The sequence below is a fragment of the Sporosarcina psychrophila genome, assembly GCF_001590685.1.
Lineage (GTDB): Bacteria > Bacillota > Bacilli > Bacillales_A > Planococcaceae > Sporosarcina > Sporosarcina psychrophila.
The window spans coordinates 845158-859069 of record NZ_CP014616.1 but is presented as its reverse complement, the minus strand read 5'-3'; the positions used below and the strand labels follow the sequence as shown (position 1 = coordinate 859069).

The following is a 13912-nucleotide window of genomic DNA, read 5'->3' as shown; positions in this document are numbered from 1 at the left end:
AAAACCGACAGAGTTCTTTTCCCGATTTAATGGCTCTATAATCAGCACTTATCAAATAGAATGTTCTTCCAATACCGCTTTATCGCTTGGTGATGGCCTCACGCTTGTCGCTCCTTCGCTAGATTTGTTCATTATACTATTGAGGTATACCACCTAGTTAACTCCAAATAGGTAGTCCCGAATATATAATCGGCAATTTCATTTCAATTAAAAAGGACTGTTGCTACACCGAAATCGGTGTAGCAACAGTCCTTTTTATTTCTTTATTCTTTTTTCGCGTTATAACAAACGAGAACAGAACCCGTTTTCGCTTCACCAAAAATGTGTAACGGAGATGGATTTCCTTCTACATCCTTTTTAAAACGAATTGTCCGATGTAGCAATTGTTCCTGCTCGACAGTTCGATCGACATCTTCAAGCTTTAAGTCCAACCGACCCATATTGGATGCAATTTCACCTGATAGAGCGACTCCTATTGGAATGTAAATTTCAACTGTACCGCTCATTGTTTTTGCTTCGATTTTTTCAGCTGCAAGATCTGTCGTTGTAACCACAACATGTCCGTTTAAAGATTGTGCCTCCACATCTTTCACAGCGCCATCGATGTACACACGGCCGTTGAGTGTTTCTGCTTCAATTGTAGTAGCAGTCACATCGTTTAGACCGATTGAGCCATTCACAGTTTCAAATTCACCATTTTTGAACGTCAAGCCAGCAATCTCGATTTTCCCGTTTGCAGTCTTCACTTTTACCTTTTCAGCGGTGGCATCTTTCATTTTAAATGAGCCGTTCAGCAAACGTGCGGAAATTCTCGCGTAATCCTTTTTCGGGATGAATAATTCAACATTTACTTGAACCATTTTCAAATCGCTTGAAATTCTAATTTTCCCTTCGTCATTAACAAACAATAACTTTTCAAGAAAATCTTTTTTCGCTTTTTCTTCTGACTCACTATTGTAGGTTTTCACCGTGAAATCTGCTCGTATTTCTTCTGTTTCACCAGTATGGATTGTCACTTTTCCATTGTCGATATCAATGATAACTTCGTCGATTTCGGTTGCTGGCTTAGTTATTGTATGGTCAAACGTAACCGTATTGCCAAATGGAGAATCAAATTCAAATGATTTCACTTTTTGAACAGCGCTCTGCATGAATTGCATGAATCTATCGCCGACGTTGGTAAAATCTTTAGTCAAATCTTCAAGGAATTCATCCATAGAAGGCTGATCTTGATCCTTGTCTTCGATAATGGGCTCAGCCTTTTCGAATGGATCTACTTTTTCTTGCTGTTTTGGTTCACTATATTGTTTTTCCAATTCTTGTGCCTTTACAGTGGTCTGTTTAGCTTCTGGGCTTTTTTCCACTTGACCAGTTTTCCCTAATGTTTCTAGAAGTGTCAATGCTTCCTCGGTCGTGATCGTACCGTTTTCCAGCATTGCTAAAATCCGTTTCCGTTCATTTTGCATCATTACGCCTCCTAGTATTGTGGTGTTCCGGATTTCTCCGTTATTTTATGACTAACTAGTAAAGGTTGAAATAAAGAATCCCATTAAATTCGCTACTGCTCGCCTAGTAAGGCGCCTTCACTCAGTTTATATAGGTATTCAATTGTTCAACATACTATATATACGAATGGATGTGGAAAAGGTTTCATTTCGAAACCTTTTCTGCATCTTCAATCATCATGTCCATTCGTTTTCGTTCTCGCTCAAGTACCGGTTTTAAATAATAACCTGTATAGGAAACTGTCGATTCCGCGACTTTTTCCGGAGTACCTGTCGCGATAATTTTCCCGCCTTTATCACCACCCTCAGGACCTATGTCGATAATGTAATCGACGGTTTTAATGACATCCAGGTTATGTTCGATAACGAGTACCGTATTCCCTGTATCGACAAGGCGCTGCAATACGATAAGTAGTTTGGCAATATCGTGGACATGAAGACCCGTCGTCGGTTCGTCAAGAATATAAAATGACTTTCCATTGGAGCGTTTGTGCAGCTCAGAAGCAAGTTTCACCCGTTGTGCTTCCCCGCCTGATAATGTTGTTGCCGGCTGGCCTAGATTAATATAACCTAGTCCTACATCAACAATCGTCTGAAGCTTACGGCTAATTTTCGGTATATTTTCAAAAAACACGAGTGCATCATCGACTGTCATAGCGAGTACGTCCGCAATGTTTTTCCCTTTATAGGTAACTTCCAGTGTCTCTCTATTATATCGTTTCCCATGACAAACTTCACAAGGTACATAGACGTCCGGTAAAAAGTGCATTTCGATTTTAATGATTCCATCGCCACGGCAGGCTTCACAACGACCACCCTTAACGTTAAAGCTGAAACGACCTTTTTTATAACCGCGGACTTTAGCTTCGTTCGTAGAAGCAAACATATCCCGTACATCATCAAACATGCCTGTATAAGTAGCAGGATTGGATCTAGGCGTCCGTCCAATTGGAGACTGGTCGATTTCAATGACCTTTTCAAGCTCTTCAAGACCTATAGCAGATTTATATTGTCCCGGTTTCTGCTTAGAACGATTCAATTTCTGTGCGAGTACTTTATAAAGAACTTGATTGATTAGCGTACTTTTCCCTGATCCTGAAACACCCGTTACGGCGATGAATTGTCCAAGCGGAATATCTACATTTACATTTTTTAAGTTATTTTCAGATGCACCTTTAATGACGATTTTTCGTCCATCCAGTTTACGTCTTTCCAATGGAAGCGGGATAAATTTCTTACCACTCAAATATTGACCCGTCAGTGAGTTAGGGTCATTCATAACTTTTTCAGGCGTTCCTGCAGAAACGATTTCCCCCCCAGCAACACCAGCGCCGGGTCCGATATCAATTAAATAATCGGCAGCCATCATCGTATCTTCATCATGCTCAACAACAATCAGTGTATTGCCGATGTCGCGCATACTTTTCAATGTACCGATAAGCCGATCATTATCTCGTTGATGAAGTCCAATTGATGGTTCATCTAAAATATAAAGAACGCCTGTCAGCCTTGAACCAATTTGCGTTGCCAATCGAATTCGCTGAGCTTCTCCGCCGGATAGCGTTCCTGCCGCCCTCGATAACGACAAATAATCAAGTCCAACATTAATTAGGAATCCGAGACGTTCTTCAATTTCACGCAATATAAGCTTCGCAATTTGTGTATCTTTTTCAGATAGCACAAGGTTTTTGAAAAACTGGTCTGCTTCAGTAATGGACAATTCCGTCACTTTTCCGATATGGACGCCATTCACTTTTACCGCAAGTGACTCTTCCTTCAACCGGTAGCCAGCACAAGTTGGACATGGCCGCTGTGACATATACTTCTCCATCTGTTCACGGATATAATCTGAAGAAGTTTCTTTAAAGCGGCGTTCTACATTTGCCAAAACACCTTCAAAGTAAATATTGCTATCCCGCGTTCCACCAAATTCATTTGTGTAACGGAATCGAATTTTTTCATCTTTCGAGCCATTTAATATTTTATCAAGTTCATCGTCTGGCAATTCATTTACCGGTACATCCATTGATATGCCAAAATGATTCGCGACAGTTTTCAAAAGTTCCGGATAGTATTGGGAGCTTGTCGGTTCCCATGGCGCAATTGCATGATCTTTTAACGACAGCGTTGGATCTGGCACGATTAATTCCGGGTCTACTTCTTGCTTTGTCCCCAGTCCATCACATTCCTGACAAGCGCCAAACGGACTGTTGAATGAAAACATTCTTGGTTCAAGTTCGCCAATTGAAAAACCGCATAATGGACAAGCATGGTGTTCACTGAACAGGATTTCTTCCCCGTCCATGACGTCAACCAAAACAGTACCATCCGCGAGACGTAGAGCCGATTCAAGAGAGTCGCTCAGACGTGGCGCAATGTCTTCCTTCATAACAATCCGGTCGATGACAACCTCAATCGTATGCTTCTTGTTTTTGTTCAATTCAATATTGTCGTCAAGATCTATAATTTCACCGTTGACTCGAATTCGTACATACCCTTGCTTCTTAATATCTTCGATTAATTTCACATGTGTTCCTTTACGACCTGAAACAATCGGTGCCAGAACTTGAATTCGCGCACGTTCTGGTAATTTCATAAGGCGGTCAACCATTTGCTCAATCGTTTGGGACGAAATTTCCGTTCCGTGAATCGGGCAGATTGGTTTGCCAACACGTGCATAAAGAAGACGTAGATAGTCGTATATTTCCGTTGCAGTTCCTACGGTCGAGCGGGGATTGCGGCTCGTCGTCTTTTGATCAATTGAAATTGCCGGTGATAGCCCTTCAATGACATCCACATCCGGCTTGTCCATCTGACCTAAAAACTGTCGCGCATAAGAAGATAATGATTCAACGTACCTTCGCTGCCCTTCCGCGTAAATTGTATCGAAAGCGAGGGAGGACTTCCCTGACCCCGAAAGACCTGTCATGACGACCAATTTGTCACGAGGGATATTTATGTTAATATTTTTCAAATTATTCGCTCGTGCGCCTTGTATGATGATTTCTTTATTCTTCATAAAAACCCTACCTTTCAGCCTTCAATTCCATGATTGTATCCCTTAGTTCAGCAGCACGTTCGAAGTCGAGTGCTTTCGCTGCCTCTTTCATCTCTTTTTCCAAAGTTACAAGCAGCTTTGTTTTTTCGTCTTTTGTCAACTTCTTGCCTTGTGTTACTTTTTCTAAATAGGAAATAGCTTCTTCTGATACTGCTGTTGCACGAATCACATCACGGATTTCCTTTTTGATTGTCGTAGGTGTTATGCCATGTTTTTCATTATATTTTCGTTGAATGTCCCGACGTCGCTCCGTTTCCCCAATTGCTTTCGCCATGGAGTCCGTCATTCTATCTGCATATAAAATGACATGTCCATTGGAATTACGGGCAGCACGACCCATCGTCTGAATAAGTGCTCGCTCAGAACGTAGAAACCCTTCTTTATCAGCATCCAAGATTACAACAAGCGATACTTCAGGAATGTCTATCCCTTCTCTTAAGAGGTTAATACCCACAAGGACATCATATGTGCCTATTCGCAGTTCTCTTAACGTTTCAATTCGTTCAAGTGTTTTAATGTCAGAATGAAGGTATTGAACTTTTATACCAATTTCCTTCAAGTAATCGGTCAAATCTTCGGACATTTTCTTTGTTAACGTCGTAATTAGAACACGTTCATTGTTTTTAGTCCGTTCTCTTATTTGACCTATCAAATCATCAATCTGTCCTTCAATCGGACGTATTTCAATTGTCGGATCTAGTAGACCAGTCGGGCGGATAATCTGTTGAATCATCTCAGGAGTATGCTCAATTTCGTAAGGACCTGGTGTCGCAGAAACATAAATCGCCTCGTGGACATGGTTTTCGAATTCTTGGAATGTAAGCGGTCTGTTGTCGAGTGCTGAAGGCAAACGGAAACCATGGTCAACAAGGACATTTTTCCGTGCCTGGTCACCGTTATACATACCACGGATTTGTGGCAATGAGACATGACTTTCATCTACAATAATGAGGAAATCATCTGGGAAATAGTCAAGCAATGTATACGGTATCGCTCCTGCAGGACGGAGTGTTAAATGACGGGAATAGTTTTCAATACCCGAACAGAAGCCCATTTCCCGCATCATTTCAAGATCATAGCGTGTCCGTTGTTCAAGACGTTGCGCTTCCAATAATTTGTCCTGGGCACGAAACTCTTTCAAACGTTCTTCCAGTTCAATTTCAATGTTTTCAATTGCTTTCACCATTTTTTCTTCACCAGTAACAAAGTGAGATGCGGGGAATATGGCAACGTGTTCACGTTCACCGAGGATTTCGCCTGTCAGTGAATCCACTTCGCGAATTCGTTCGATTTCATCACCGAAAAACTCGATACGTAAGCAATGTTCATCCTGGGATGCTGGCAAAAGTTCAACAACATCGCCGCGTACCCGGAACGTACCTCGAGTGAAACTTACGTCATTGCGTTCGTATTGAATATCTACAAATCTGCGAAGCAGTTCATTGCGTCCGATTTCCATACCTGGACGAAGAGAAACAACATGTGCGCTGTATTCTTCTGGGGAACCTAGACCATAAATGCAAGAGACAGATGCAACAATGAGTACATCATTCCTTTCAAATAAGGAAGATGTTGCAGAGTGACGTAATTTATCAATTTCATCATTGATGCTTGAGTCTTTTTCAATGAAGGTGTCAGTATGCGCGATATACGCTTCTGGCTGATAATAATCATAGAAACTGACAAAGTATTCGACTGCATTATCAGGAAAAAACTCTTTAAATTCACTATATAATTGACCCGCTAACGTTTTGTTGTGAGCGATAACGAGAGTCGGTTTGTTAATCTCCGTCAAGACATTCGACACGGTAAATGTTTTTCCAGTCCCGGTTGCACCGAGCAAAGTTTGGTGCTTCTCACCTCGGTTATGTCCTTCTAATAGTTGTGCGATTGCAGACGGCTGATCGCCTTGTGGTGTATAAGGGGCTTGCAAATTGAATTTTCCGACCATCGGAAAAACCTCCTCTATCAGTTACATCTATCTTATCACTTTACCCATCTTTTGACGAGCAAAAAGCGAACGTACGTTTTTTCACTAATTTTCACTTTTATAAACACACAAAAAAAACGCTGCATGTCTACTCAACATGTAGCGTCCTTGCATTTTTCAATCATTCTCTTCAAGTTTCCCCAGTCTTTTGGAATACAGCAGGAATGCGCTTTCATCCCTACTGTCAAGCGCAAGGTCAATCAATCCCATGAACCTACTCTTTGTCTGCTCTCTGTGTATATGTTTCAAAAAAAGATCTAAATAAATTTCATTCAGCAGTTTTTCCGCTTGGAGCGAAGTACTGTTTTTCCCTACAGCTTTTAAAAACTCGGCATATGAATAATTGTTCTCCATCCCTATCACCCCTGATGCCTTTTATTTAGTATATCTAATTTCAGAGATAAGTTGCAAGGTTTATTGGAATATTCTATTTTTATATTTAGTCATAATTTATCAAAGAAAAGCGTAAGGCGCCGTTAAGCCCCCCCGAGTCTAGACACTGTTCCATGACGAGAAATTCATACTTCCTTTTCTACAAACAAACGCCCCGTCTGCAAATGATTGCAAACGGGGCGACTTTTCTTAGTCATATTCTTTTTTCTCTACAGTCAATCTGATAGTAGCCTCAGAGATGATGAGAATGACAGCCCCGACAAGAAGAGGTGTTACAGAAACCCCATAGAGATACAGTGCAGCGCATGTGACTACTGCCGCCTGAATCCATTGGACTGTACGAACGATTCTTTTAATTGCATCTGGACGGGTGTCTTCCTTTTCAGGAAATAGCATATCCATCCGAAAATCGTCCCCTGCCCGCAATGCGTGGATAAGTTGTACGGCAGAGGCAAATGCAAGCGCTCCTGCGAAAATAAATACAACAATCGGAAACGGGATGAAAATCGCTCCAAGCGCCGATAAAGCAGTGAGCCTTACCCAGAGCCAAAAAATATCATCCGTGCGTATAAATGTACGTCTGATTAAATACGGTTGTGCTACAGGCTTACCGAAATTCGGGGATCCCATCGCAAAACCGAGCCATGCTCTTCTACTAATGGATCCTTTCAAATGCGGGACGTCTGTGAAGTAATTGGCAAAACGGTAAAAACGCATCATCCGATTCTGTTCGAGTGATATGAAATGATCGTAAGGGAATGGTTTTAGCATTCTCTTTTTTCGCCAATAGAAGTTGTACAGTACAATGAGTACACCAATAATCAGAAGTATAATTAGACTTCCTTCAAGACCTGCATAAATTATGGTTCCCGCCAATAAAAACCGGACGGCCCTATCTAGCCAGATCCCTTTTCCATCCAAAACATGTCTGAAATTATATTCCGACTCAATGAATACTCGCTTAATAACTAGTATCAAAACTGCGATAACGATGTATTCCATCTTTGAACCGGTCCCTGTAGCTGAAAGTAACGGCAACGCCACAATATATAAAATAAATGGTAATGGCAATTGGGAATAGAAGCTCCAACTCAAAGCCCGTTTCATATACGTAATAAGCTTTTGTTCCAGTGGTAGGAAATAAACCGTGTCAGCAGGTTTCAATAGCGTCACTGGCGGCGAAAAGGTGAGCGCTAATCCAAGTATGAGAGCCGTAAGCAACGCTGCAGGGAATTCCGCTGGCACTTCCTTCAACCATTCGCTATACGTAAAGCCCCCCGCCCCAATTGTGAAGACAAGGACAATTGCCAAATGGCCTGTAAATACATACTTCAAATACTTTTGGAGCTCGGTTATATAATGGACGAACCGAGATCCCCATATTTCACGCAAATTGTTCATTGTCGGTTTCCTCTGTCATCGCGATATACAAGTCGTCCAGTGACGCGCCAGGACGTCCGAATGCATTTCTCAAGTCATCCATCGTTCCTTCTGCTCGCACCCGTCCTTCGTGCAGCAAGATGATCCTGTCGCAATATTTTTCCGCAGTTGCCAATACATGCGTTGACATGAGAATGGAAGCCCCATTTTCTGTTCTCTGCGTCATCTGCTCTAAAAGTGATTTGATGCCGATTGGATCGAGACCCACAAATGGTTCATCAATAATATATAAAGATGGATTAACGAGGAAAGCACACATGATCATTACTTTTTGACGCATCCCTTTTGAAAAATGCGCTGGGAACCAGTTTAGACGTTTCTCCATTCGGAATTCCCGGAGTAACTCATCAGACCGTGCTTCAAACACTTCTTTATCAAGGTCGTATGCCATTGCTGTCAGTTCAAGATGTTCCCTAAGCGTCAATTCTTCATAGAGTATCGGCGTTTCCGGTATATAAGTGAACGCTTTTCTATACTTTTCGGGATCCTCACTGAATGTCACCCCGTTGACACGAATTTCACCTTTATGAGGATTCATTAATCCAATAATATGTTTAATGGTTGTACTTTTTCCCGCCCCATTTAGTCCAATCAAACCTACTAACTCACCTTGTCCGATGTTAAATGACAAATCATACAGAACAGGTTTACGTGTATAACCGCCTGTTACGTCTTGTAATTCAAGAATTTCCATATCCATCCTCCATTCTTTCATTCATTTTAGCAAAAAACGCTACAAAAAGCTTTTTCCTTCATATCAACCGATATAGTATTGAATGATTGCAATCGAATAAAGCTTGGACCTGTAGGATGCAGGTCATGCAGTGGGGAGGGAGGGATTGACCTACATCCCTCCTTGTTGCGACACGACGTCGCGAACTTAGACTGCCTTCGTCTCCCCCTGTAAGGCTCCTACGCTAGTTTACCGTATTCAATATTTCAACCTATATCTAAAATTATGCTACACTTGTCCCATTCATGAAAATATGAACAGGAGTGTTGAAAATGACTGAATGTATTTTTTGTAAAATCATTGAAGGTACGATCCCTAGCGTTAAAGTTTATGAAGATGAGCACGTTCTTGCCTTCATGGATATTGTACCTGTAACGAAAGGGCATGTCCTTCTCATCCCGAAAACACATCGTGAAAATATCTATGATTTAACTGCTGAAGAAGCGGCACAACTATTTTCCGTCGTACCCAAAATCGCCAATGCCATAAAAGATGAATTCAAACCAGCTGGAATGAATTTACTACAAAACAATGGCGCATATGCGGGACAAGCCGTTTTTCATTCACACCTACACCTCATCCCTCGCTATGATGAAACTGACGGCTTCCAACTTACGTTTGAAACGAAGGAATCTGAAACAAGTATGGAACGAATTCAGGAAGTTGCAGCTGGAATTCGAATGAAATTACAAAAATAAGCTTGTGAATTATCTGAATACCGTGTATGATTCATAATAAGTTTTTCGCTGTTGATCATGAGGATACGACAGGAAAAACACAAAATACTAGATGAGCCGAGGAGAGATTAGAAATGAAAACGAAAAGTCTTGTGTTAATGTCTTTATTGACTGCTGTAGGTGCTGCACTTTACCTGATTATTCCCCCGATTGCTGGAGGAATGAAGCCGGATTTCATGCTGACAATGATGTTTATCAGCATATTCCTGTTCCCTGAAGTACGCAATGTTTTGTTACTTGCTGGAACAACAGGTATTATATCAGGTATTTTTTCAAATTTCCCTGGCGGATTCATCCCCAATGTAATTGATAAGTTCATTACCGCATTCGTAATCTACGCTATTATTATCTCACTAAAAAAAGTTACAGGTAACTTGATTGCTTCCACTGTTGTCGCAGGTATTGGAACTGTATTGTCAGGAAGCATCTTCCTTTCAATCGCCATTTTCATTCTTGGAGTAGATTTACCGTTCGGTGGTTTGTTCTTGGGGGTTGTACTTCCAGCTGTTGCGATGAACGGAATTGCATTTTTCTTGATATACCCGATTGTTAAGGGCTTGGTCAAACGCTCCTCGTTTAAAACTGCATTTTCCAATTGAAATTTTAGCGAAAGCTTTCCGTCTCCACGAGGAGAGCTTTTTTTGTCGCCTGTATAATATACCCGAAGATGAAATTTCGGGCACCCCTCCGCTTTTACTAAAGAAAAGATCATACAAGTAACAGTGCTACGCTATATTGAAAGTGACACTGCCCCTAATTCGAAAAGGAAATGCTATAGAAAAGGAGTAAGCAGTCATTTACTGGTTATTCAACACATGTAGTTTAAAATATAAAGTAGCGTCTAAACAGGTCACTTGCGCTTGTTTTTATTGCTCAGGCACTTTTTAAATGTTTTAATAAAACTAGAGTAAGGAATACTATTCATAACAGGAAGGAGTGTATTATACAATGAAAGCATCTACATTTTTCATCGGACTCGCAGCAGGTTCAGTTGCAGCTGCTGTTACGGTATTGTATTCGACTCCCCAATCGGGAAGTCAACTTCGGACATCCGTCAGGGATGCTTCAAGCGACATGAAATTTTTGTTCAAAGATGTAAAAGTAAAAGTCGATGATTTAAAAGAGTCCATTTCCCACCTTACGAAAGAAGCAAAAGAAACAGTTCCAACAGCAATTGATGGAATTAAAGGTTCAGTAGATCAGTGGCAACAATCAACGGAATCTAATCGGGAACGCATGGAAAAAGAAATTGCAGCAATCCAAACCGCTATTGAAGAGCTTGAGCAGAACTTCGCAAAACAGCAAAAGTAATGTCAATTATGCTTCGGCGTAATTACGTCCCAAATTTGTAATATCCCTCGGAGGCTTGGACCAGCAGGGAATTTGTTCCCACTTATAAAAGCTGGGGTTGAATGCTAATTTAAGTTAAAAGTTAAAAGTAAATACTATCCACCAGTAAGGAATGCAGTCAACCCTCCACGAGAGACCTACATTATATAGGTTTTAACTAGTGGATACGGCCGCATTCCTTATTTTCATACCCATTTCCCCAAATATTATTATTGAATCGAAAGCTTTTTCACAATTTTTACTTTTCTCTCCTTTGCTTTCCTGCTATAATAAAAGAAGCGGGAAAATATAGAAAGAAGGTGTTTCCAATGTCAGAGCAAAAGTACTCTCCGAAAGAAGCAATGATTTTCAGTCAAAGGGTTGCACAGATGTCAAAAGCACTTTGGAAAGCAGTAGAAAAAGATTGGCAGCAGTGGATAAAACCTTATGACTTGAATATTAATGAGCATCATATTTTATGGATTTCTTACCATCTTCAAGGCGCAACCATTTCTGACATCGCAAAATTTGGAGTCATGCATGTTTCGACAGCTTTCAACTTTTCGAAGAAGCTAGAAGAACGTAATTATTTACGGTTTTATAAAAAAGATGATGACAGAAGAAATACATATGTTGAAGTTACAGAAGAAGGGGAAAAACTGATACTCGAGATGAACATGAACTACTATGATTCTAAACATGATATTTTAGAGGGATCACTCCCTATTAAAGACCTTTACGGAAAGTTCCCAGAATTCCTCGAAGTAATGTCCGTTGTCCGAAATATTTATGGGGAAGATTTTATGGAAATATTTGAGCGCGGCTTTGAGAAAATCAAAGAATCATATGATGACTCCACCGGTGAAATGATGGCTATTAATCATACGAAAAGTAACGAAGAACTTAAAAACCCAGTATTTAGCGCAGAGGAAAATTAATTTCATTTTAGAAGAACTTCTGCTATGATTGCCTTGGGAAGTTAAAGAGGAGGAATAGATTTGATCCTTATTATTACAATTCTGTTCTCGTTATTATATCTGTTTCAAATCAATAAAATGACGTATGCACTATGTGAATCTAAGGAAATCCCTGAAGAGAAGCAACAGAAAATATACACAACCGTTAACGTTCTTGTAACCATTTTAATCGTGTCATTTTACGTCGAGATTCTGTTACAAGTATAAAAAAGTCCATTCCCTTTTTTACGGGAAATGGACTTTTTCCATTATCGATACCCTCAGCGCCTAACGCCTTGAGCTTTTCTGGAATTAATTCAGGAAGGCTGCACCGACAATGATTAATAAAATGAACAAAACAACAATCAACGCAAATCCCGAAGTACCATGGGAACCTTGGTCATATCCGCTCATAGGAGCACCCCCTCTCTCTATGTATCCTATGCAAAACAATTGGCTCGTTGTAGGCAGTATATTCTAGGGGAACCTTTTTGTTTTAGATACGTTTTTATGGTATAGTGTCTACTGTTGCACATAAAAGTTAGGGGAGATTTCAAAATGAAAAAAACTATTTTAGCACTTACAATGGCCGCATCTGTACTTGCACTTTCAGCGTGCAGCGACAAGAATGCCGGTGATGAAGTTCTTGTCAAATCAAAAGCCGGAAATGTAACACAAAGTGAACTTTATAACGAAATGAAGGATGCTCAAGGTGAACAAACATTACAACTACTCGTCCTTGAAAAAGTATTAGATGCAAAATATAAAATCTCTGATAAGCAAGTTGATACAGCAATCAATGAAATGAAAGAACAATTAGGTGAAGGTTTCGATGCTTATATCGCTCAACAAGGTCACACTGAGAAGAGCTTGAAAAAAATCCTTCGTATCAACATGTTACAAGAAGCGGCTCTTACTGATGGCGTTGAAGTAACAGATAAGGAAATCGAAGAGCGCGTTAAAATGATGGCTACAGAATTGAATGCCAAACACGTCCTAGTTGCGGATGAAGAGACTGCACTTAAAGTCAAAAAGGAACTTGAAGGCGGAGCTGATTTTGCTGAAGTAGCGAAAAAGAATTCGACTGAACCGGCTGCAAAAGAATCCGGTGGGGATCTTGGGTGGTTTGGCTACGGTAAAATGGTCAAAGAATTCTGGGATGCTGCATATGCACTTGAAGTGAACACAATCAGTGAGCCGGTCCAATCGGAACACGGGTTCCACATTATTAAAGTTACAGAAAAACGTGACATCGAAGCTAAGGAAATGACTAAAGAAGAGAAAGAAAAACTCACTAAAGAAATACAACTTGAGAAAGCAGATCCAAGTACAATTATCCCGAAAGTATCTAAGCTAATGAAAGATGCTGATGTAAAAGTTGAAGATAAAGATTTGAAATCAGCACTTGATGTATTCTTGGAAGAACCTAAAGTAGAAAAAGAAGCAGAAACAGAAAAAGAAACTAAGTAATACTAATAACAATTCAAGACTCCTTTTCAGGGGTCTTTTTTTATTGGGGTATTTAAACGTACAAACAAACACCTCCGAAAGACGCCTGACCTTCGGAGGTGTTTGCTAGTTCAATATATGTTATTCCAAGTCTGTTGATTAACCATTTTCTTGCATAAGATACTGGTAAGGTAGGTGCAAAAGTCTTCATTTGGACTAGTACGTTTCCGGCTCGCTTTCGGCTAAACTAATCACTACATTTTTATCGTGGGACAAGGGTGGCTAGAAGTGACTTCGTCACTTCTAGCCACCCCCTTTTCGA

At 40.5% G+C, this 13912-nt stretch carries 13 protein-coding genes; 6 read left to right on the top strand and 7 right to left on the bottom strand.

All coding sequences use genetic code 11. The features are described from left to right. Window positions 1-263: 263 nt before the first annotated feature. From AZE41_RS04100 to AZE41_RS04075, 6 genes are all read right to left on the bottom strand, one after another. Window positions 264-1469: a DUF4097 family beta strand repeat-containing protein gene (locus AZE41_RS04100; protein WP_231885761.1), complete on the bottom strand. Its 1206-nt coding sequence runs from the start codon at window positions 1467-1469 to the stop codon at window positions 264-266. A gap of 181 nt (window positions 1470-1650) precedes the next feature. Next, window positions 1651-4524 carry an excinuclease ABC subunit UvrA gene (uvrA, locus tag AZE41_RS04095; protein WP_067205956.1) on the bottom strand — a complete coding sequence of 958 codons (2874 nt, stop codon included), beginning with the start codon at window positions 4522-4524 and terminating at the stop codon, window positions 1651-1653. 7 nt (window positions 4525-4531) lie between these two features. Continuing rightward, window positions 4532-6514 carry an excinuclease ABC subunit UvrB gene (gene uvrB, locus AZE41_RS04090; RefSeq protein ID WP_067205953.1) on the bottom strand — a complete coding sequence of 661 codons (1983 nt, stop codon included), beginning with the start codon at window positions 6512-6514 and terminating at the stop codon, window positions 4532-4534. A gap of 156 nt (window positions 6515-6670) precedes the next feature. Then, window positions 6671-6907 (bottom strand): IDEAL domain-containing protein, encoded by a 237-nt coding sequence (locus AZE41_RS04085; protein ID WP_067205951.1) that lies wholly within the window; start codon window positions 6905-6907, stop codon window positions 6671-6673. A gap of 228 nt (window positions 6908-7135) precedes the next feature. Then, on the bottom strand, window positions 7136-8347 hold the full coding sequence (locus AZE41_RS04080) for an ABC transporter permease (RefSeq protein WP_067205948.1): 1212 nt from the start codon (window positions 8345-8347) through the stop codon (window positions 7136-7138). After that, window positions 8331-9080, bottom strand: coding sequence for an ABC transporter ATP-binding protein (locus AZE41_RS04075; protein WP_067205945.1), 750 nt, complete (start codon window positions 9078-9080; stop codon window positions 8331-8333). Before AZE41_RS04075 ends, AZE41_RS04080 begins: the two co-directional genes overlap by 17 nt. A gap of 311 nt (window positions 9081-9391) precedes the next feature. Here AZE41_RS04075 and AZE41_RS04070 point away from each other — a divergent pair, with 311 nt between their 5' ends. The 5 genes from AZE41_RS04070 to AZE41_RS04050 all read left to right on the top strand — a co-directional run bounded on the left by AZE41_RS04070 (window position 9392) and on the right by AZE41_RS04050 (window position 12369). Beyond that, entirely contained in the window at window positions 9392-9817 is a 426-nt protein-coding gene (locus AZE41_RS04070; RefSeq protein WP_067205943.1) for an HIT family protein, read from the top strand. 113 nt (window positions 9818-9930) lie between these two features. Further along, window positions 9931-10455 carry a tryptophan transporter gene (locus AZE41_RS04065; RefSeq protein ID WP_067205940.1) on the top strand — a complete coding sequence of 175 codons (525 nt, stop codon included), beginning with the start codon at window positions 9931-9933 and terminating at the stop codon, window positions 10453-10455. A gap of 349 nt (window positions 10456-10804) precedes the next feature. Continuing rightward, a complete protein-coding gene (locus AZE41_RS04060; protein ID WP_067205937.1) occupies window positions 10805-11167 on the top strand; it encodes a YtxH domain-containing protein in 363 nt (120 codons plus the stop codon). Window positions 11168-11514: 347 nt separating this feature from the next. Next, window positions 11515-12123, top strand: a complete 609-nt coding sequence (locus AZE41_RS04055; protein ID WP_067205934.1) for an HTH-type transcriptional regulator Hpr — start codon at window positions 11515-11517, stop codon at window positions 12121-12123. Between the two features lie 60 nt (window positions 12124-12183). Further along, window positions 12184-12369, top strand: coding sequence for a hypothetical protein (locus tag AZE41_RS04050; RefSeq protein ID WP_067205932.1), 186 nt, complete (start codon window positions 12184-12186; stop codon window positions 12367-12369). Window positions 12370-12453: 84 nt separating this feature from the next. Here the strand turns inward: AZE41_RS04050 and AZE41_RS22010 are convergent, their stop codons facing one another. Further along, complete coding sequence (locus tag AZE41_RS22010; RefSeq protein WP_082786481.1) at window positions 12454-12555, bottom strand: YjcZ family sporulation protein; 102 nt, start codon at window positions 12553-12555, stop codon at window positions 12454-12456. 144 nt (window positions 12556-12699) lie between these two features. Between AZE41_RS22010 and AZE41_RS04045 the strand changes: the two genes are divergently transcribed. After that, window positions 12700-13611, top strand: a complete 912-nt coding sequence (locus AZE41_RS04045) for a peptidylprolyl isomerase (protein WP_067205930.1) — start codon at window positions 12700-12702, stop codon at window positions 13609-13611. Window positions 13612-13912: the final 301 nt, after the last annotated feature.